Below are 18,196 nucleotides of genomic sequence, written 5' to 3'. Positions count from 1 at the left end.
TCACGAGCGCTTGATAATGAGGGCCCACCACCACCACCGGCCTACACGTTTACGCAACGGTAGGCCGACGCGGCTTACGCGCATCCAATGACGAGCGTCGACACCATGCAGGAGAACAAGCCGACCACGCTGATTCGTCAGATTCGCAACGCAATCGTGTGGCGCTCCGGAAGCCAGATCCTGTCGCAAGTCGTGCAATGGACCGCGACGTTCCTGGTCATCCGCACCCTGTCGCCGAGCGACTACGGATTATTCGCGATGACCGCAGTGGTGCTCGCCTTCACCAACATGCTCGATGGCTACGGGCTTGCCAGCGCGCTGATCCGACAGCCCGAAGTCGGCACACGAGACATCCGCCAGTTATTCGGACTTCTGATCCTGCTCAACGGGACGCTTGCAGTGGCGCAGCTGTTCGCAGCCCCCTTGCTTGCCGCTTACTACCGCCAGCCAATCGTCGCCGACATGCTACGGGCGCAATCGCTGCTCTACCTAACGACGCCGTTTATCGCGCTGCCATCCGCGCTGCTCAGCCGGCAGCTGGATTTCAGTCGGCAGGCGAAGGTCAACATGGCGGCCTCGCTGATGTCGGCGTCGACTGCCCTCGTCGGGGCGCTGTCGGGTTGGGGCGTGTGGACGCTGGTTGCCGCACCTGGTGCCCTGTACCTGGCTCGAGCCATCGGGCTGACCTGGGCGGCGCGCACGCTGGTGCGGCCGCTGTTTCGCTTCGATGGTGCGGGACAGTTGATGCGCTTCGGCGGGCTGATGGCGATCGGACAATTGTTCTGGTTCCTGCAGAGTCAGACCGACGTGTTCATCGCCGGCCGCGTGCTGACCCCACACCTGCTCGGGATTTACACGACCAGCCTGTTCCTGGCGCAGATTTTCGTGTCGAAGTTCGTGCCGCCGCTAAACGAGGTCGCGTTCAGCGCTTATGCGCGGATTCAGCATGACCCGGATGCGCGGGCGGCGGCGTTCCTGAAAGCGGTGCAGCTGGTGATGCTCGCCGCACTCCCCTTCTACGCCGGGCTAGCCGCAACCGCGGCGCCGCTGGTGCATGCGGCATTGGGCGAAAAATGGGGCGAGGTGGTCCCGGTCGTGCGGCTGCTCGCGCTTGCGATGCCGTTCATGACGTTGCAGGTGCTCTACTCACCCGCTTGCGACGCGATCGGTCGACCGGGGATAGGCGTCGTGAACGGTGCGGTCGGGGCGGCATTGCTGACCGGGGCGTTCCTTGTCGGGGTCCGCTGGGGTGTGACTGGATTGGCGACTGCGTGGGTAATCGCCTACCCCGTCTATCTCGGCTTAAGCAGCGCGCGCGCTTTGCCCGTAATTGGTGTGTCGGCCGGTTCGGTGATGCGCGCTGCCAAGCCTGCGATCGTCAGCGCCGCGGCGATGGCGGCGCTGGTTGTCGCCACCGACGCACTGCTGCCGCCGCTTGCCCCCGCGGTGCGGCTCGCGGTGCTGGTGACGCTTGGCGCGGCGGCTTACGCGGGTATGCTCCTCACGTTCTGGCGCAGCACCGTTGTCGATACGCTCAAGCTGATTCGTGCCTGACCGGCCACGTCATGACTGCTGGATATAGTCACGCATCGCGTTCGCTTCGGCCTCGATCCGGTCGATGCGGTATTTGACCAGGTCGCCGATCGAGACGATGCCGACGATACGTGCCCGTTCGACTACCGGCAGGTGACGGATCCGCCGCCTAGTCATCAACGACAGTGCGCCCAGCACCGAATCATCTCGGCCGACGGTGACCGCCGGCGCGGTCATCACCGCCGCGATCGATTGATCGAGCGCGCTCGCGCCATGCTCGCGCAGGCAGCGGATCACGTCACGCTCAGAAAATACACCTACGACACGGCCATCGTCGAGCACCGGCACTGCACCGATCCGCCGCTCGGCAAGTAGCGCGACGGCGTCGGCAACAGTTCGATCGGGTGAGATGAACACAAGGTCGGCGCCCTTGTCGCCGAGGATCGCTGCGATGGTCATCGCCTTCTCTCCTGTATGGTCCCGCGCCTATAGGCTGGCGTGGCGCATCATTTCACGTTCGCGTGCGTGTTGCAAAGCCTGGCCGCGGCGGGAGCATGCATGATGCAAGGACTGGACGATCCGGCGCAGGCGCACTTCGCGTGTAAGCGCTTCCGCCGCATCCTGGCGATCATGACGCTGGTCGGCGTTATCGCGGCGTTCGTCGCGGTTCACCTGCTGGGGCGTGCTTACGGCAGCTAGGCTGGATTGCGTCCCTCGCGACGTTCGGCGGGGTCATCGGATCAGTTGCGATGGCGGGCGCGCTGATGGGGCTCGCCTTCATGAGTTCGGGAACGGGACACGACGAGGTGGCCGATGCCGCCGGCCTTGATACGGCAATGGGCCGAGTGCCCCGGAAGAACGTTGGCCCGTAGCTGTTCGGCGCAAAAGGAGCCCCCGCCTACTCCGCGGCCGAGGCCTCTCCGGCTGCAACGCGCGACACGCGGCGGCGGCGCGGCTTGGGTGCATCACCCTCGCCGTTCGCGGCCGGGGCATCCTCGGGCTCGCTCGCGCGGACAATGCCGAGCGACGGCGGCAGGCGATCGGCATCAAGCGCCTCGACCGGAGCGCGACCCTCGACACCCTCATCGCGAACCTTACGTGTTCGGGTGCGACGGCGAGGCGCTTCGTCGACTTGCGTGTCCGGCGCCGATGCCGGCTCTGACACCGTGTTCAGGTCGGCCGCGACCGATGATGTCGCCTCCACGTCGTTTGCGATCGTGGGCTGGCCCGCCTCGATCGGACGACGCTCGCCGCGGTCGAAGCGCGAGCGATCCTCACGCAGCTGACGCTGCGGGCGATCTTCGCGCGCCTCACGCGGACGCTCGTCGCGGTCGTAGCGCGGACGCTCCTGCCGATCGTCACGGGGTCGGGCTTCACGCTCGCCGCGCGTACGGTCGTTCTGCTGACGGTCGCCCTGGTAACGATCATTCTGCATCCGGTCGCCCGACTGACGATCGTTCTGCTGACGCTCCGCCTGCTGTCGATCGCCTTCCTGTGCGCGCTGCATTTCATCGGCGCGGACAGGCTCGCCCTCGTCACCGAAATCGTCGAACGGATCGAACTGGTCGAACTCGTCGCGCGGTTGGCGGCGCGGCTGGCCCTGATCCTCGCTGCGCCCGCGCTGATCGGCGAGCACGCGGAAATAATGGTCGGCGAACTGCAGGTAATATTCGGTGTTGACCCGGTCGCCTGACATCTGCGCGTCACGCGCCATGTTCTTGTATTTCTCAAGCAACTGCGCCGCATTGCCGCGTGCGCGGCTGTCAATGCGGTTTCCGCTGTCACGCTGCCCCTGGCCACCACCGCCGGAACGCTGCGGTCCATTGCCACGGCCGCGACGGCGGCCTTGCTGACGATTGTTGATCAAAAGTGTGTCCTCGTCCTCGAACCTAAAACGGCACTGCTCCCGAGCGGCACCGATCATGGTGCACGGGCGATCATTCCCCAGGACGGTCGCACGGTGGCGAACCGGACTTGCCACGGCCACCGGACTGCAGCGGCTGATGACGAAGGGAGGGCGCAACACCCCATAACAACGACGCGGTAAACAGCGCTGTCTGTGCGGGCCCCTACCCGCTCCCTAGCGACTCACCACTCGTTCTCAAAGCGAAATGTGAGCACTGACCCGCTTGCGTTCAAGGCGTGATCACGAGGCAACGGTCATGCCCTGCCAGGTCGCGGCGTATTGTAACGTTCAGACCCGTCGTCTCGAACAGCGAGGTCGCCTCTGCGCCTTGCGTCGATCCGATCTCGATGCACGCGACGCCGCCCGCGGCGATCTGCGCGCAAAGTAGCGGTGCGAGGCGGCGATAATCATCCAGTCCGTCCGCTCCAGCGAACAGCGCCGACGCGGGCTCCCACGTGCGCACCTCGAACGGGAGCACCGCGCCGACTTCAATATAAGGCGGATTGCACAGCACCAGGTCGAACGCCTCACCTGTCCCCATCCAGTCGCCCTCCACCATCTGCGCCCGTGTCGCCACCCCAAGGCGCTCGGCATTGTCACGCGCGATCCCGAGCGCCGCCGGCGAGGCGTCGATCCCCACCCCACTCGCATCCGGCCATTCGTCGAGCGCGGCGAGCAGCAGCGCGCCCGATCCCGTGCCGAGGTCGAGCACGCGACGCGGACCCGACGTGCCCGCGAAATGCGCCACCGCCGCCTCAATCAGGGTCTCGCTGTCGGCGCGCGGGACCAGCACGCCCGGCGCGACGTGCAGGTCGATCGTCCAAAAGGCGCGTATCCCGGTCAGGTAGGCGATTGGCTCGTGGGCCGCGCGACGCTCGACCAGCGTGTCGAAGGTGTCAGGGACTTGCCAACCGTCGAGCGTGAGGAGCAGCCGCTCGCGCGTGATGCCGAGCGCATGGGCGAGCAGAAGCTCGGCGTCGAGGCTGGGCGTGGCGGAGAAGGCGAAGCGCTGGGCGGCGGCGGCGAGCGCGGCGCGAAGGGTGAGGGGCGGCATCACGATGCTACCTGGTAGCGCCGCGGCGAAGCCGCGTCGTCGGTCGGAGCCACTGGGTCCGCCGGCCGTGCTTGGTCGAGTCCTGCTGCGGCACCCAGCAGGCCGACCGGCGCATTACGCACTTTCCAGACTCGCCAATCGCTCCGCCTCGTCCTCCGCAATCAGCGCGCCGACCAGTTCGCCGAGTTCACCCTGAAGGATTTCGGGCAAACGATGCAGCGTCAGGTTGATGCGATGATCGGTGACGCGGCCTTGCGGGAAATTGTAGGTGCGGATGCGCTCCGACCGATCACCCGATCCGACCATCGCGCGGCGTGTGCCTGACCGCTCCGCCGCCAGCCGCTCGCGCTCGGCCTCGTACAGCCGCGTGCGCAAGACCTTGAGCGCCTTGGCCTTGTTCTTGTGCTGCGACTTTTCGTCCTGCTGGATCACGACCAGCCCGGTCGGCAGGTGGGTGATCCGCACTGCGGAGTCGGTCGTATTAACCGACTGCCCGCCCGGCCCCGACGAGCGATAGACGTCGATGCGCAGGTCCTTCGCTTCGTCAATCTGCACATCGACCTCCTCCGCCTCGGGCAGCACCGCGACGGTCGCCGCCGAGGTGTGGATGCGCCCGCCGCTCTCCGTCACCGGCACGCGCTGGACGCGGTGCACGCCGCTCTCGAACTTTAACTTGGCAAAGACACCCGAACCGGTGATCGAGGCGACGACCTCCTTGAACCCGCCCGCGTCGCTGTCCGAGGCCGAGATCAGCTCGACACGCCAGCCCTGCTCCTCGGCGAAACGCTGGTACATGCGGAACAGGTCGCCCGCGAACAGCGCCGCCTCGTCGCCGCCGGTCCCTGCGCGCACCTCAAGCATTGCCGAGCGCTGATCGGCGGCATCGCGTGGCAGCAGCGCCAGTGCGAGACGCCGGTCGGCCTCGGCGAGCGCGGCCTTGTTGTCGCGCAACTCCTCCTCCGCCATCGCGCGCAGCTCGGCGTCGGCATCGTCAGTCATATATTGCAGGCTCTCGGCCTCGGCGCGCAGCCGCCGCACCTCGCCCGCCGCCTGCGCGACCGGCTCCAGCTCGGCATATTCCTTCGAAACCGCAACGAAGCGGTCGCCGTCGAGATTGCCCGTCGCCATCAACGCGGACAGCTCGTCGCGCCGCGCCTCGATCTGGCGGATACGGTCGGGGGAGATGGTCGTCATGCGCAACCGCCGCTCAACCGAGCACCGCCTGTGCGCGACCCGCGCCACGCAGCACGCGTGCCGCATGACCGTCGGTACGGAACGTCACCGTCTCCGCCGGATCGAGCTTCAGCGCCTTGTCGTAGCGCTTGCGCGGCGAGCCGGTCGCGACCAGTTCGGCCGAGACACCGGCGCGGCGCAACTTGGCGAGCGCCGCCGTGGCTTCTGCGTGCGCCGCATCATCCTCGATCACCACCACCACGTCAGGGCCGCTGACCGCCGGCTCGTCGAGCATCATCGCCAGCCGCTCGATCCCCGCGGCCCAGCCGACCCCCGCGGTCGCCGGACCGCCCAGGCTTTCGACCAGCCCGTCGTAGCGCCCGCCTGCGAGTACGGTGCCCTGCGCCCCCAGCCGATCGGTGACGAACTCGAACGCGGTGTGGCGATAATAATCGAGCCCGCGCACCAGCCGCGCGTTGCGCGTCCACTTGACCCCGGCGGCGTCGAGCCCGGCGGTGACCGCGTCGAAGAACGCGCGCGCCTCTGCCGTCAGATAGGCGTCGATATCGGGCGCGCTGTCGGCGATCAGACGGTCGCGCGGATCCTTGGAATCGAGGATGCGCAGCGGGTTCTTGTCGAGCCGCGCGAGACTGTCCTCCGACAATTTGGCGCGGTGCGCCTCAAAGTGCGCCACCAGCGCAGCGCGCCACGCGTCGCGCGTTTCCGCATCGCCCAGCGTGTTGAGCTGCAACGTCACGCCATCGGCAATGCCAAGCTCATGGAGCAACTGGTCAGCGAGGCACAGCAGCTCGACATCGACCGCGGCTTCGGGAGCGCCCAGAATTTCGGCATCGATCTGGTGGAATTGGCGATAGCGCCCCTTCTGCGGGCGCTCGTAGCGGAATACCGCGCCCGACGTGACCAGCTTCAGCGGCGCGTATTGCTGCCACCCGCCGGTGATATAGGCGCGCGCGATCCCGGCGGTGAATTCGGGGCGCAGCGTCAGGCTGTCGTTGCCACGATCGGGAAAGGTGTACATCTCCTTCGACACGACATCGGTCGTCTCGCCGATCGAGCGCGCGAACACCTGCGTGTCCTCGAACATCGGCACCTCGACACGCTCGAAGCAATAAAGCCGGCGAACGCGGTCGAACGTCGACTGCACGTGCGCGAAGCGGCGCTCGTCGTCGCGGAAGATGTCCTGCGTGCCGCGCACGCGATTGGGGGTCTGGATACGAGCCATAAGCGCGCGCGTATCTAGGCGAGGCGGCGCGCGCGCGCTAGCACTGGCTGCATGAGCGATGCGAGCGGCTGGAATCGGGTGAAGCGCATGTTGGGGCAGCGCATCGCGCCGCCGCGCTTCGTGCTGTTCGTGCTGGTCTGCGGCATCGGCGCGGCATTGCTGATCCCCGCGATCGGCATCGGTCGCGGCGTGATGGTCGCGTTCGATCTTGGCGCAATCGCCTTCATCGTCTCGCTCGTTCCGTTGTTCGGCGAGGTGACCGCGGCCGCGATGCGCCGCTCGACCCGCGCCAACGATGCCAACCGCGCGCTGCTGCTCGCGATCACCGCGGGCACGACCTTCGTGATCCTCGCCGCGGTCAACGGCGAGCTGAAGGGCAAGAACGACGCGCTGGCGATCGCGCTGGTCATCGCCACGCTGGTGCTCGCGTGGCTGTTCTCCAACATGGTCTACGCGCTACACTACGCACACCTGTTCTACGGCGAGGGCGAGGATGGGCGCGGCGATGCCGGCGGGCTCGACTTCCCGGACACCAAAGAGCCCGATTATTGGGACTTCCTGTATTTCAGCTACACGCTCGGCATGACGTTTCAGACCTCCGACGTGACGATTTCCAGCGGGCGGATGCGGCGCGTGGCGCTGGGCCAGTGCCTGGCGGCATTTGTGTTCAACCTCGGCGTACTCGCCTTCACGATCAACACGATCGGTGGCGGCGGAGGGTAGACGCGGGCGGTGCGGCGCCGGTAAGTCCTTCTGACCTACACCAGAACATTCCCAGGGGACCGCACCGCGCATGATCCGTTCTTTCTTCGGCCTATCGCTGCTCGCCACCTCGTCGCTCGCCCCGGTCATTGCCGGCGCGCAGGTGCCCGCGGGCAATTCCGCGCCGCAGCCGGTGCCGATCGTCGACACGATCCCCGCGGCAAAGGACGTGCGCTTTCCCGGCACGCTGCAGGTCAACGTCGACGCGACCGACACGCAGCGCGGCATCTTCCGCGTGACCGAGACGATCCCCGTTCCCGCCGCCGGACACATGGTGCTGCTGTTCCCGAAATGGCTGCCCGGCGCGCACAGCCCGCGCGGGGAGATCGAGAAGCTCGCCGGGCTGGTGTTCAAGGGCAACGGACAGGTGATCCCGTGGACGCGCGACACCGTCGACGTCTACGCCTTCCACCTCGACGTACCCGCGGGCGTGACGAGCATCGACGCCGCGTTCCAGTTCATCTCCGCGACCAAGGGTGACCAAGGCCGCATCGTCGCGACGCCGACGATGGTTAGCATGGAGCCGAACTCGGTCAGCCTGTACCCGGCCGGCTATTTCACACGGCAGATCCCGGTGCAGATGACGGTCAAATATCCCGCCGGCTGGACCGCGGCGGGGGCGCTCAAGGCGCAGGTGACGGGATCGACCTATGCGTACGAGCCGACCAATTACGAAATCCTGGTCGATTCGCCGATGCTCGCGGGCAAGTACGGCCGCGTCATCCCGCTGTCGTCACGCGTCAATTTGAACGTGTTCGCCGACGATCCGAGCGAACTGGCCGCTACCCCGGCGCAAATCGACGCGCACAAGCGGCTGGTCGAGCAGGCGGCGAAGACCTTCGGGGCGCAACATTACGACCATTACGAGTTCCTGCTGTCGATCACCGACCAATTGGGCGGCATCGGGCTCGAGCATCACCGCTCGAGCGAGAATGGCGTGACGCCGGGCTATTTCACCAAGTGGGACGATGGCCCGGGCCGCCGCAACCTGTTGCCGCACGAGTTCACCCACTCATGGGACGGCAAGTTCCGCCGCGGCGCGGAGCTGTGGACGCCCGATTATCGCACGCCGATGCGCGACCAGTCGCTGTGGGTGTACGAGGGGCAGACGCAATTCTGGGGTTACATCCTCCAGGCGCGCTCAGGCCTAGTCACCAAGCAGGACACGCTCGACCAGCTCGCGGCGATCGCGGCGAGCTACGATGCGCAGCGCGCACGCGACTGGCGCGACCTGATCGACACGACCAACGATCCGATCATATCGGCCCGCCGGCCGAAGGGCTGGAGCAGCTGGCAGCGGTCGGAGGATTATTACAACGAGGGCCTGCTCGTCTGGATGGAGGTCGATTCGCGGCTGCGCGAACTGTCGGGCGGGAAGAAGTCGATCGACGATTTCGCGCGTGCCTTCTTCGGCATCCGCGACGGCGACTGGGGCGAGGTGACCTACACGTTCGAGGACGTGGCGGCGACGCTCAACAAGGTTCAGCCGTACGACTGGGCGACGCTGCTGCGTCAGCGGCTGACCGAGCATGCGCCCGGCGCGCCGATCTCCGGGTTCGAGCGCAACGGCTATCGCCTGACCTATGCCGACACGCCGACGCCGTCGTTCAAGAGCGGTGAGACATCGCGCAAGATCACCGACCTGACCTACTCGGGCGGGATGATCGTCGGCGAGGGTGAAAGCAAGGCCACGATCACCGGGGTCAGCTGGGGCTCGGCCGCGTTCAACGCCGGCCTGACCGTCGGCTCGACGATCGTATCGGTCAACGGCCAGCCTTATTCCGCCGACGCGATCAAGCGCGCGATCCGCGCCGCGCAGACGTCGAACGGTCAGGCAGGCGGAACGCCGATCCAGCTGATCGTCCGGCAGCAGGACGCCTATCGAACGGTGACGCTCGACTGGCACGGGGGCTTGCGCTACCCGCGCCTCGAAAAAATCAGCAAGGGTGATTCTGGGCTCGACCGCCTACTCGCACCGCGCTGAACCTCGGGGCGTGATCCAAGTAACAAGGGACGACAATGCGTATTGACCTAATCCCGGTCGGCAAGAGCCCGCCCGACGACCTGAACGTGATCATCGAAGTACCGACCGGCGGCGAGCCGGTGAAGTACGAGTTCGACAAGGCGTCAGGTGCGCTGTTCGTCGACCGCATCCTGCACACGCCGATGCGCTACCCGGCGAACTACGGTTTCGTGCCGCACACGCTGTCGCCTGACGGCGATCCGCTCGACGCTTTGGTCGTCGCACGCTCGCCGTTCATCCCGGGCTGCGTTGTACGCGCGCGCCCGATCGCGGTGCTGAACCTGGAGGATGAAGCGGGCGGCGACGAGAAGCTTGTCTGCGTGCCCGTCGATTCGACCTTCCCCTATTACACCAAGGTCGACGGGCGTGAGGACCTGCCCGAGATCGTGTTCGAGCAGATCGAGCACTTCTTCACCCACTACAAGGATCTGGAGAAGAAGAAGTGGGTGCGGATCGGCACGTGGGGTGACCGCGACGAAGCGCGCCGGATCACGCTGGAGGCGATCGAACGCTACAACGCCGCCAAGGCGCACGGCGAGGAACCGCACGACCACGACGTGCCCGGCCGCGACTGAGCCGGACGATCAAGCCGAGGAGCGCGCATCGGGCGTGCTTCGCGGTGTTGCGGGCTCAGGCAGCGATGGCCGCGGTGAGTTTCAGCCCGGCGATGCAGGCGACCACGCCTGCGATCAATAGCAGTCGCGGCACACTGGCCGGCTCTCCGAACCAGATGATCCCGACGACGACGGTGCCGAGCGCTCCGATCCCGCCCCACACCGCATAGGCCGTTCCCATGGCGATGCTGCGCGAGGCGACTTCCAGCAGCGTCATCGAACACGCGACGCTGGCGAGAAAGCCGATCGTCCAGGGAATGTTGCGAAAACCCTCGACGTGACGCAGGCAGGTCGTGAAGCCGATCTCGAACAATCCGCCGACGATCAGCAGCACCCACGCCATCAATTGCGCCCGGCGAGCCGGACCATCGCGTCTCCGGTTACGCGCTGGATCGTCCATTCCTCCATCGGCACCGCCCCGATCTTACGATAGAAGTCGATCGCCGGCGTGTTCCAGTCGAGCACCGACCATTCGAACCGCCCGCAACCCCGGTCGAGCGCGATCCCGGCGAGATGCGCGAGCAAAGCACGACCCGCCCCCTGTCCGCGTGCATCCGGCGTGACGTAGAGGTCCTCGAGATAAAGCCCGCGCTTGCCCGTCCAGGTTGAGAAATTGTGGAAGAACAGCGCGAAGCCGACCGGCTCGCCGCCAACCTCCGCCATCAGCGCCTCGGCGGCTGGATGTTCGCCGAACAGCGCTTGCGCGAGGCTCGCCTCGGTCGCCTCGACGGCGTCGGGCTCGCGTTCATAGACGGCGAGTTCACGGATGAAGCGCAGGATCGTGGCCACGTCGGCGTGGGTGGCGGGGCGGATGTCAGTCATGCCGCCTGCTCTATCGGACTTCGCGCGAGATCGCGACGCCGCGCGGCGTAGAGGCACGCAGCGACGATGATCGCAGCACCCAGCAGCGTCGTCGGTTGCACGCGCTCGCCGAAGACGAGCCAGCCGAGCGCAGCGGCGTAGACGAACGAGGTATATTCGGTGGTGGCGAGATAGCCCGTCTCACCGTGCGCATAGGCCCAGGCGAGCAGGAACAAGGACGACGTGCCAAGCGCGGCGGCGATCGCGATCTTCCACCACTCGCCCGTTGGCGGCAGGTGCGCGAGCCACGGAGCGGCGCAGAGCAGGATCGCGGACACGATCGCGGATTGCAGGAAAGCGATCTCGGCCGGGCGGGCGGCCTGACTCTGCAGCCGGGCGACGACGAGGTTGACCGCGTAGAGGATCGCGGAGGCGAGGATCGCGACCGCGCCCTCGAACGCCTGCGGACCTATTGCGGCGCGGTGCTGCCCGGCGAGGATCACGCCGACTCCGATGATCGCCACGAGCGAGGCGGTCACGACATGGCGGCCGACCCGCTCCTTCAGAAACAATGCGCCAAGGAGCAATGCGAGCAGCGGAGCGATGTAGGCGAGCGAGATCGCCTGCGCCATCGGCACGCGGGCTAGGCCCCAGAAGAACAGCAGCGCCATCGCCGCCGTGATCGCACCGCGCTCCAGATGCAGCCGCAGCGCGCGGGCGCTGGGTTGCGGGCGGCCGGCGGCAAGCCACGCCGCACCACCGAACAGCGTCGACAGGCCGGTGCGCCAAACGAGCGCATTGTAGACGCCCAGCCCCAGCACGAGCGATTTCATGAATGCGTCCATGACCGAGAACAGCCCGATGCCGCCGGCGGCGACCGCGAAAGCGGCGGCGGGGGCGAGGTGTCGCGTGCTCATTCGTGCCTCACGACGACAAGCTAAGTTGAGACGAAGTTGAGAAAGTTGACATTCACGCGCGCACGCGACGCGTGTCTCAACTTCACTGTTTGGCAGGGGCGGGCATGAAGCATCGGCACGCCCACGCTATGGCCGATCACTGCAAGGTAGGACAGGATCAGTGCGGCGCGTAACCCATCTCGACTCCGGTCTTGTCGTGGAGCGCGAAGCGGTCGACCAGATCGGCGCTGGCCCGGTTGTAGCCGACGACCTCCACCACGCTGCCGTCGCGCCTGAGCCGCGCCACGATCTTGTCGAGCGCGCCGACGCCGGAGATGTCCCAGAAATGCGCCCCGGTCACGTCGATCAGCACCGCCGGCGCGCGCTCGGTCTGGAACGCGCGGGTGAAACGGTCGACCGAGGCGAAGAAGATCTCGCCCGAGACGCGGTAGGTCGCCTGCGCGCCGTCGGCGGACAGCTCACGCTCGACCGCGAACATCCGCTGCACCTTTCCGGCAAAGAAGATGCCCGACAGCAGCACGCCCGCGAGCACGCCGAGCGACAGGTCGCGCGTCGCCACCACGACGACCACGGTCGCGAGCATCACCGCCGAGGAAGTCGGCGGATGGCGGCGCAGATTTGCAATCGAGTTCCAACTGAACGTGCCGATCGACACCATGATCATCACCGCGACCAGCGCGGGCATCGGCACGCGCCCGACCCACGGGCCGAGTACGGCGAGCAGGAACAGCAGGAACGCGCCCGCGACAAAGGTCGACAACCGCCCGCGCCCGCCTGAGGTGACGTTGATCACCGACTGCCCGATCATCGCGCAGCCGCCCATGCCGCCGAACAGGGCGGACACGATGTTGGCACCGCCCTGCCCGGCGCATTCCTGGCGCTTGTCACTGTCGGTGTCGGTCATGTCGTCGACGATCTGCGCCGTGAGCAGCGACTCGAGCAGACCAACGGCGGCCATCGTCAGCGAGTAGGGCAGGATGATCCGCAGCGTCTCTAGGCTGAGCGGCACCTGCGGCAGCGCGAAGCTCGGCAGACCATCGGGCAGGCGCCCCATGTCGCCAACGGTGTTGACCGACAGGCCCAGCGCGATGCTGATCGCGCTGAGCACCAGGATCGCGACCAGTGGCGAGGGCACCAGCCTGGTCACACGCGGCAGGCCGTAGATGATCGCGAGCCCGCCCGCGACCATCGCGTAGGTGACCCAGGTCACACCCGTCAGCTGCGGCAGCTGCGCCATGAAGATCAGAATCGCGAGCGCGTTGACGAAGCCGGTGATGACCGAGCGCGAGACGAACTGCATCACAAGGTCGAGCCGGAGCAACCCCGCCACGATCTGGATCAATCCCATCAGGATCGTCGCGGCAAAGAGGTATGCGACGCCGTGGTCGCGCACCAGGGGGCCGATCAGCACCGCGACCGCGGCGGTGGCGGCGGAGACCATGCCGGGCCGCCCCCCGATCAGCGCGATCGTCATCGCGATCGCGACCGAGGCGTAGAGGCCGACGCGCGGATCGACGCCGGCGATGATCGAGAAGCCGATCGCCTCCGGGATGAGCGCTAGTGCGACGACGATGCCGGCCAGCACATCGCGGCGGGCGGCGGCGGCGTCAGTGAACCACTGGCGCCGATAGGCAGAGAAATTGAAGGTCATCGAAAATCCACAACAGGGCACGGCACGCCGGGTCGGGCGTGCTCAAGAAAACAGTGCGTGTTGTTGTCCGGCGGATCGGCGGCCGGAATAGCCACCCGGGATTTCACCGGGTCCATGCGAATGGCGCGTCTATAGTCATGGCACCACCCCGAAGGCAAGCGGGAGGCCGCAGCCGTGAAGCACGAGCCGCTGACCGCCGCTCGCACCTCACATCACGATCATCCACACCGCCATCGCGATCATGCCGAGGTTCTCGGTCAGCGACACGAAACCGAGTGGCACGTTGGTGCTGCCGCCGACGCAGGCGCATTTCAGTTCGCGGTGATCGACGTAGACCGCTTTGAAAACCGACACCGCTCCGATCGTGCCGATGACGAGCGCGATCGGCGCCGATAGCCAGGTCAGCACGCCCGCCGCCATCAGCACGCCCGCCGCGCCCTCCGCAAAGGGGTAGACATAGCCGTAGCGCACCCAGCGCCTGGCGAGCAGGTCGTAGTTCAGGAACATGGTGGAGAAGCGCTCCACATCCTGCAGCTTCAACAGCGCGAGCACCGCCATGCTGAACCCGCCGAACCACATCAGCGCCGTTCGCGTGAACGGCGTGCCGAAGGCGGCGATGCTGGCGGCAAGGCTGAGCAAGGCGGTGATCGCGAACACGGCGATGACGGGGCGGTAGCTCGTCTCACCTGCGGCCGGCACGTACTGCCCGAAGTGACGGCGCAGGTCGTCGTAGCCGCCGATCAGCGCGTCCTTGATGAATACCTGCGGCGTGGTCTTCACGTCGTACTCGGCCTTGAACGCGTCGGTCTGCTCGCGCGTCGTCAGCCAGCGATCCTCGACCGCAAAGCCGCGCCGCCGCAGCAGGTCGCGCGCCTTCAATCCATACGGGCAAACGTGGCCGGGCATCACCATACGGTAGAGCGTGGCGTGTTTCTCGGCGGTGCGGGTCGTCGACATGCACCCTATATGGGTTCCGTACCATGGTCCGGAGTCAAGAGCGGTGCTGAGGATAGCAGAGCTGGCGCAAGCGGGCGGCGTGGGCGTCGAGACGATCCGCTATTACCAGCGCCGCGGGTTGCTTGCCGAACCTGCGCGTGGGTCAACGGGAGCGATCCGTCGCTACGGCGCCGACGACGTACGGCGGCTGCGCTTCATCCGGCACGCGCAAGGAGCAGGGTTCACGCTGGCAGAGATCGCGGAACTGCTCGCACTCGACGCGGGACACGACCGCGCGCGAGCACGCGAACTGGCGCGTGGGCGCATCAGCGCGATCGACGCGCAGATCGCGGCACTGACCCGCGCGCGCGACGCGCTGTCGCGGCTCGCGACCGAGTGCGCGGGGGGTGGCGAAGGACCGTGCCCGATCCTGGCGGCGTTCGATGAAGGGTGAGGTGCGCGGCAGTCCTTGCGATTGCAGGTAAGCGCGCGAGCCAATCAGCGACTAGTCATACTGCTGGATTGCGAACGTAAAGCATCATTGTATGCTCCACTCACATTTTAGGGGGATTGAGCACGAATGATATCGATTGCGTTACTCCTGATGCTTTCGTCATCAAGCGTCGCACAAGGTCAAACAGCGGCAACCGCTGAGCCTCTCAAGCCGCCTAAGCCGGCTATGCGCCAGAACGGTCTTATAGGAGCATCCCCTTACCCTGCCGATGCCTTGAGGATGAAGCAGGAAGGCACCACCGTTCTTGCGCTTCATGTAACGGCAAGAGGCAGGGTTAGCTCATGCACGATCGCGAAAAGTAGTGGGACCAAAAGCCTTGATGATGCGAGTTGTGCGTTTGCGCGGCGGCTCAAGTTTGATCCCGCAGTAGCAGCAGGTGGCCAAGCAGTAGAGGCCGACACCCGATTTCCGATGGCTTGGCACCTACCACGTTGAGGGGTGAACCCTTTCACCGCTTGATGCCGACAGATGCTTCCGGCTTCAGAGCTAGACGATCACCCTTAATCAGTAACAGACGGCCGCAAACCTGAAGATCGTCACCGGTTACATATCGGTTGGCCAGTAGCGTCAGTGCCAAGCACGGATGCGACCCGCGCTTTCCCGTTCCTGCGCTATTCCGCCGCCAGCTTCGCCGCGGCCGCGTGTGACTCGATTTCGGCGGCCTTGGCCTCGACCAAGCGGACGATGTGGTCGATCATGCCGGCGTCCTGGACGTGGTGGTCGGTGACGCCCGACAAATAGACCATGTGCTTGCCGTTGCCGCCGCCGGTGATGCCGATGTCGGTCTCGCGCGCCTCACCGGGCCCGTTGACGACGCAGCCGAGCACGGAAAGCGACATCGGCGTGCGGATGTGCTGAAGCCGTTCCTCCAGCGCCTGCACGGTGCGGATCACGTCGAAGCCCTGCCGCGCGCAGCTGGGACACGACACGACGCGGACGCCGCGATTGCGGATGCCGAGCGCCTTCAAGATCTCGAAACCGACGCGGACCTCGTCCTCGGGCTCTGCCGACAAGGACACGCGGATCGTGTCGCCGATGCCGAACCATAAAAGCGAGCCGATGCCGATCGAGGATTTGACGGTGCCGCCGACGAAGCCGCCCGCCTCGGTAATGCCGAGGTGCAGCGGGCAATCGACCACGCTGGCGAGCTGTTGATAGGCGGCGACCGCGAGGAAGAAGTCCGACGCCTTTACCGCGACCTTGTATTCGTGGAAGTCGTGGTCCTGCAGCAGCTTGATGTGGTCGAGCGCCGATTCGACCAAAGCATCGGGGCATGGCTCGCCGTATTTCTCGAGCAGGTGCTTTTCCAGACTGCCGCCGTTGACGCCGATGCGGATCGCGCAGCCGTTCGCCTTCGCGGCGCGCACGACCTCGGCGACGCGGCTTGCCGAGCCGATGTTGCCGGGGTTGATGCGCAGGCAGGCAGCACCCGCGTCCGCCGCCTCCAACGCGCGTTTGTAGTGGAAGTGGATGTCGGCGATGATCGGCACGTTCGACGCGCGCACGATCTCGGGCAATGCGGCGGTCGATTCGGTGTCGGGGCACGACACGCGGATCAGGTCGACGCCGACATCCTCGCAGCGGCGGATCTGGTCGATCGTGGCGCGCGCGTCGCTGGTCGGCGTGTTGGTCATCGTCTGCACGGTGACCGGCGCGCCGCCGCCGACGGGGACGTTGCCGACCATGATCTGGCGGCTCTCTCGGCGGACGATGTCGCGCCACGGACGGATGGACATGCCGGCCCATATACGCGCTGGGCGGCGCGGCCGAAAGCCCGCTGTCGGCGCGGATGCGGCAACGTTTCGTTGAGAAGCGGCAAGCTATGACAGGCGTCATGCGCCCTGATCCCCCTGCCCGGCATCTGTCCGGACGGCATTACGGCCTCGACTGGCTGCGCATCGGCGCGTTCGCGCTGCTGATCCTGTACCATGCGACGCTGGTGTTCGTGCCGGGGCATTGGGTCATCAAATGGCCGGAGACGAACCCGGCGCTGGTGGTGCCGCTCGCATTCCTAACGCCGTGGCGGCTGCCGTTGCTGTTCGCGGTGTCGGGGTTCGCGACCCGGCGGCTGATGATGCGATCGCGCTCGCTTCATGACTTCGCGCGCGGACGGAGCAAGCGGTTGCTGCTGCCGCTTGGCTTCGGATTGCTGGTGCTGCTGGTGCCCGAATTGTGGGTGCGGGCAAAGCTGGCGGGCGATCCGCTGTCGCTGCCGCGATATTGGCTGCACGAATATTGGCTGCCCGATCCGCGCTACGGCCTCGGCTTTCCGGCGTGGGAGCATCTGTGGTTCGTGCAATATCTGTGGGTGTACACGATGCTGCTGACGCTGCTGGTGGCGGCGCGCGGGTCCGGGTGGGTGCAAGAGCGGATCGAGGCGGCGACCGCGGGCGCGCGCATCCTGTGGGTGCCGATCGCGTTGCTGGCGGCCGCGCGGCTATCGTTGATGTTCGTCGTGCCCGAGCAGCATGGGCTGTTCACCGACTGGAGCGGGCATGTGCAATATGTGTCGTTCCTGCTGTTCGGCTTTGCGTTGGGGGAATCGCCGTTGTTGTGGCAGCGGATCGGCGCGCACTGGCGCGGGGGCGTGCCGTTCGCAGCGGCGTGCGGCTGCATGGTGGCGTGGGTCGAGCAGGCCTATCCCGGCAGCGCGGTACCGTCGCATCTGATCGCCGCCGCCGGGCGCGCGGCGCAGGTGGCGATGTCGTGGTCGATGCTGCTGATCCTGCTGCATGCCGCCGACCGCTGGATGAACCGCGACGCGCGCTGGCGGGCGACGCTCGCTGAGGGGGTGTTTCCGGCTTACCTGATCCACCATCCGGTGATCGTGGTGACGACCTGGGCGATCCTGCCGCTCGGCCTGCCGGCATCTGCGGGGTTTGCGGTCGTGCTGACGACGACGATCGCGGCGTGTGTCGGCTTCTACCTGTTGGCGCGCGTGGTGCCGGTGCTGCGCCCGTTCGCGGGGCTGGGCGTGCTGCCGCCCGCCCCGTCGCGCATGGCGGTCGCGGCCGAGTAGGTTGGCGCGCGCGTAATTGGCGTCGAGGGGGCGAAGCTGCTAGGCGCCCG

The 18,196-nt window shown here is 66.6% G+C and carries 19 protein-coding genes and 1 other annotated feature; of the genes, 8 read left to right on the top strand and 11 right to left on the bottom strand.

The genetic code is table 11. From position 1 onward, the window contains the following. Positions 1-87 precede the first annotated feature (87 nt). Complete coding sequence (locus tag SMN802W_RS0103365) at positions 88-1,554, top strand: lipopolysaccharide biosynthesis protein (protein ID WP_019515481.1); 1,467 nt, start codon at positions 88-90, stop codon at positions 1,552-1,554. A gap of 9 nt (positions 1,555-1,563) precedes the next feature. Here the strand turns inward: SMN802W_RS0103365 and SMN802W_RS0103360 are convergent, their stop codons facing one another. Beyond that, positions 1,564-1,992 carry a CBS domain-containing protein gene (locus SMN802W_RS0103360; RefSeq protein WP_019515480.1) on the bottom strand — a complete coding sequence of 143 codons (429 nt, stop codon included), beginning with the start codon at positions 1,990-1,992 and terminating at the stop codon, positions 1,564-1,566. 99 nt (positions 1,993-2,091) lie between these two features. Here SMN802W_RS0103360 and SMN802W_RS18680 point away from each other — a divergent pair, with 99 nt between their 5' ends. Continuing rightward, positions 2,092-2,232: a hypothetical protein gene (locus tag SMN802W_RS18680; protein WP_238560091.1), complete on the top strand. Its 141-nt coding sequence runs from the start codon at positions 2,092-2,094 to the stop codon at positions 2,230-2,232. Between the two features lie 199 nt (positions 2,233-2,431). Here SMN802W_RS18680 and SMN802W_RS0103345 read toward each other — a convergent pair whose 3' ends face one another. The 4 genes from SMN802W_RS0103345 to hisS all read right to left on the bottom strand — a co-directional run bounded on the left by SMN802W_RS0103345 (position 2,432) and on the right by hisS (position 6,909). Further along, on the bottom strand, positions 2,432-3,400 hold the full coding sequence (locus tag SMN802W_RS0103345) for a DUF4167 domain-containing protein (RefSeq protein ID WP_019515477.1): 969 nt from the start codon (positions 3,398-3,400) through the stop codon (positions 2,432-2,434). Positions 3,401-3,668: 268 nt separating this feature from the next. Continuing rightward, a complete protein-coding gene (gene prmC / locus SMN802W_RS0103340) occupies positions 3,669-4,493 on the bottom strand; it encodes a peptide chain release factor N(5)-glutamine methyltransferase (protein ID WP_019515476.1) in 825 nt (274 codons plus the stop codon). A gap of 114 nt (positions 4,494-4,607) precedes the next feature. After that, positions 4,608-5,687: a peptide chain release factor 1 gene (gene prfA / locus SMN802W_RS0103335; RefSeq protein WP_019515475.1), complete on the bottom strand. Its 1,080-nt coding sequence runs from the start codon at positions 5,685-5,687 to the stop codon at positions 4,608-4,610. A 13-nt stretch (positions 5,688-5,700) separates the two neighbouring features. After that, positions 5,701-6,909, bottom strand: coding sequence for a histidine--tRNA ligase (gene hisS, locus SMN802W_RS0103330; RefSeq protein WP_026325693.1), 1,209 nt, complete (start codon positions 6,907-6,909; stop codon positions 5,701-5,703). Positions 6,910-6,960: 51 nt separating this feature from the next. On the opposite strand from hisS, the gene SMN802W_RS0103325 reads away from it, so the two are divergent. The 3 genes from SMN802W_RS0103325 to ppa all read left to right on the top strand — a co-directional run bounded on the left by SMN802W_RS0103325 (position 6,961) and on the right by ppa (position 10,269). Then, positions 6,961-7,632 (top strand): DUF1345 domain-containing protein, encoded by a 672-nt coding sequence (locus SMN802W_RS0103325; RefSeq protein WP_051083444.1) that lies wholly within the window; start codon positions 6,961-6,963, stop codon positions 7,630-7,632. Positions 7,633-7,702: 70 nt separating this feature from the next. Beyond that, positions 7,703-9,655: a M61 family metallopeptidase gene (locus tag SMN802W_RS0103320; protein ID WP_019515472.1), complete on the top strand. Its 1,953-nt coding sequence runs from the start codon at positions 7,703-7,705 to the stop codon at positions 9,653-9,655. Between the two features lie 35 nt (positions 9,656-9,690). Continuing rightward, entirely contained in the window at positions 9,691-10,269 is a 579-nt protein-coding gene (gene ppa, locus SMN802W_RS0103315) for an inorganic diphosphatase (protein WP_019515471.1), read from the top strand. Between the two features lie 55 nt (positions 10,270-10,324). On the opposite strand, the gene SMN802W_RS0103310 is transcribed toward ppa, so the two are convergent. The 5 genes from SMN802W_RS0103310 to SMN802W_RS0103290 all read right to left on the bottom strand — a co-directional run bounded on the left by SMN802W_RS0103310 (position 10,325) and on the right by SMN802W_RS0103290 (position 14,634). After that, the gene (locus tag SMN802W_RS0103310; protein WP_019515470.1) at positions 10,325-10,651 is read right to left on the bottom strand and encodes a DMT family transporter; all 327 of its coding nucleotides are present in this window, start codon (positions 10,649-10,651) and stop codon (positions 10,325-10,327) included. Next, on the bottom strand, positions 10,651-11,130 hold the full coding sequence (locus SMN802W_RS0103305) for a GNAT family N-acetyltransferase (protein WP_019515469.1): 480 nt from the start codon (positions 11,128-11,130) through the stop codon (positions 10,651-10,653). Before SMN802W_RS0103305 ends, SMN802W_RS0103310 begins: the two co-directional genes overlap by 1 nt. Then, positions 11,127-12,026 carry a DMT family transporter gene (locus SMN802W_RS0103300; protein WP_019515468.1) on the bottom strand — a complete coding sequence of 300 codons (900 nt, stop codon included), beginning with the start codon at positions 12,024-12,026 and terminating at the stop codon, positions 11,127-11,129. Before SMN802W_RS0103300 ends, SMN802W_RS0103305 begins: the two co-directional genes overlap by 4 nt. Before the next feature lie 157 nt (positions 12,027-12,183). Then, complete coding sequence (locus SMN802W_RS0103295; protein ID WP_019515467.1) at positions 12,184-13,677, bottom strand: SulP family inorganic anion transporter; 1,494 nt, start codon at positions 13,675-13,677, stop codon at positions 12,184-12,186. A 61-nt stretch (positions 13,678-13,738) separates the two neighbouring features. After that, positions 13,739-13,794: a sequence feature (sul1 is cis-regulatory element that is thought to sense ions involved in sulfur or methionine metabolism; They are found in Alphaproteobacteria), on the bottom strand. Between the two features lie 90 nt (positions 13,795-13,884). Beyond that, positions 13,885-14,634: a glutaredoxin family protein gene (locus SMN802W_RS0103290; RefSeq protein WP_019515466.1), complete on the bottom strand. Its 750-nt coding sequence runs from the start codon at positions 14,632-14,634 to the stop codon at positions 13,885-13,887. Here SMN802W_RS0103290 and SMN802W_RS0103285 point away from each other — a divergent pair. Both SMN802W_RS0103285 and SMN802W_RS18945 read left to right on the top strand, forming a co-directional pair. Then, entirely contained in the window at positions 14,633-15,067 is a 435-nt protein-coding gene (locus SMN802W_RS0103285) for a MerR family transcriptional regulator (RefSeq protein ID WP_051083467.1), read from the top strand. The two genes, SMN802W_RS0103290 and SMN802W_RS0103285, sit on opposite strands and share 2 nt — an antisense overlap. A gap of 126 nt (positions 15,068-15,193) precedes the next feature. Next, the gene (locus tag SMN802W_RS18945; RefSeq protein WP_083925564.1) at positions 15,194-15,562 is read left to right on the top strand and encodes an energy transducer TonB; all 369 of its coding nucleotides are present in this window, start codon (positions 15,194-15,196) and stop codon (positions 15,560-15,562) included. 176 nt (positions 15,563-15,738) lie between these two features. Here the strand turns inward: SMN802W_RS18945 and ispG are convergent, their stop codons facing one another. Then, entirely contained in the window at positions 15,739-16,863 is a 1,125-nt protein-coding gene (ispG, locus tag SMN802W_RS0103280; RefSeq protein WP_019515464.1) for a flavodoxin-dependent (E)-4-hydroxy-3-methylbut-2-enyl-diphosphate synthase, read from the bottom strand. A gap of 98 nt (positions 16,864-16,961) precedes the next feature. On the opposite strand from ispG, the gene SMN802W_RS16285 reads away from it, so the two are divergent. Next, positions 16,962-18,146: an acyltransferase family protein gene (locus tag SMN802W_RS16285; protein ID WP_162139988.1), complete on the top strand. Its 1,185-nt coding sequence runs from the start codon at positions 16,962-16,964 to the stop codon at positions 18,144-18,146. Positions 18,147-18,196: the final 50 nt, after the last annotated feature.

It is taken from the genome of Sphingomonas sp. Mn802worker, assembly GCF_000382485.1.
Classification (GTDB): Bacteria; Pseudomonadota; Alphaproteobacteria; order Sphingomonadales; family Sphingomonadaceae; genus Sphingomonas.
The sequence above is the reverse complement of the archived record's forward strand: the minus strand, read 5'-3'. Positions and strand labels throughout refer to the sequence as shown.

Coding starts and splice junctions, on each gene's coding strand:
- hisS (WP_026325693.1), bottom strand. CDS start 6,909: ATGGCTCGTATCCAGACCCCCAATCGCGTGCGCGGCACGCAGGACATC.
- SMN802W_RS18680 (WP_238560091.1), top strand. CDS start 2,092: ATGATGCAAGGACTGGACGATCCGGCGCAGGCGCACTTCGCGTGTAAG.
- SMN802W_RS0103320 (WP_019515472.1), top strand. CDS start 7,703: ATGATCCGTTCTTTCTTCGGCCTATCGCTGCTCGCCACCTCGTCGCTC.
- SMN802W_RS0103300 (WP_019515468.1), bottom strand. CDS start 12,026: ATGAGCACGCGACACCTCGCCCCCGCCGCCGCTTTCGCGGTCGCCGCC.
- SMN802W_RS0103360 (WP_019515480.1), bottom strand. CDS start 1,992: ATGACCATCGCAGCGATCCTCGGCGACAAGGGCGCCGACCTTGTGTTC.
- SMN802W_RS18945 (WP_083925564.1), top strand. CDS start 15,194: ATGATATCGATTGCGTTACTCCTGATGCTTTCGTCATCAAGCGTCGCA.
- SMN802W_RS0103290 (WP_019515466.1), bottom strand. CDS start 14,634: ATGTCGACGACCCGCACCGCCGAGAAACACGCCACGCTCTACCGTATG.
- ispG (WP_019515464.1), bottom strand. CDS start 16,863: ATGTCCATCCGTCCGTGGCGCGACATCGTCCGCCGAGAGAGCCGCCAG.
- ppa (WP_019515471.1), top strand. CDS start 9,691: ATGCGTATTGACCTAATCCCGGTCGGCAAGAGCCCGCCCGACGACCTG.
- SMN802W_RS0103325 (WP_051083444.1), top strand. CDS start 6,961: ATGAGCGATGCGAGCGGCTGGAATCGGGTGAAGCGCATGTTGGGGCAG.
- prfA (WP_019515475.1), bottom strand. CDS start 5,687: ATGACGACCATCTCCCCCGACCGTATCCGCCAGATCGAGGCGCGGCGC.
- SMN802W_RS16285 (WP_162139988.1), top strand. CDS start 16,962: ATGCGCCCTGATCCCCCTGCCCGGCATCTGTCCGGACGGCATTACGGC.
- prmC (WP_019515476.1), bottom strand. CDS start 4,493: ATGCCGCCCCTCACCCTTCGCGCCGCGCTCGCCGCCGCCGCCCAGCGC.
- SMN802W_RS0103285 (WP_051083467.1), top strand. CDS start 14,633: ATGCACCCTATATGGGTTCCGTACCATGGTCCGGAGTCAAGAGCGGTG.
- SMN802W_RS0103310 (WP_019515470.1), bottom strand. CDS start 10,651: ATGGCGTGGGTGCTGCTGATCGTCGGCGGATTGTTCGAGATCGGCTTC.
- SMN802W_RS0103305 (WP_019515469.1), bottom strand. CDS start 11,130: ATGACTGACATCCGCCCCGCCACCCACGCCGACGTGGCCACGATCCTG.
- SMN802W_RS0103365 (WP_019515481.1), top strand. CDS start 88: ATGACGAGCGTCGACACCATGCAGGAGAACAAGCCGACCACGCTGATT.
- SMN802W_RS0103295 (WP_019515467.1), bottom strand. CDS start 13,677: ATGACCTTCAATTTCTCTGCCTATCGGCGCCAGTGGTTCACTGACGCC.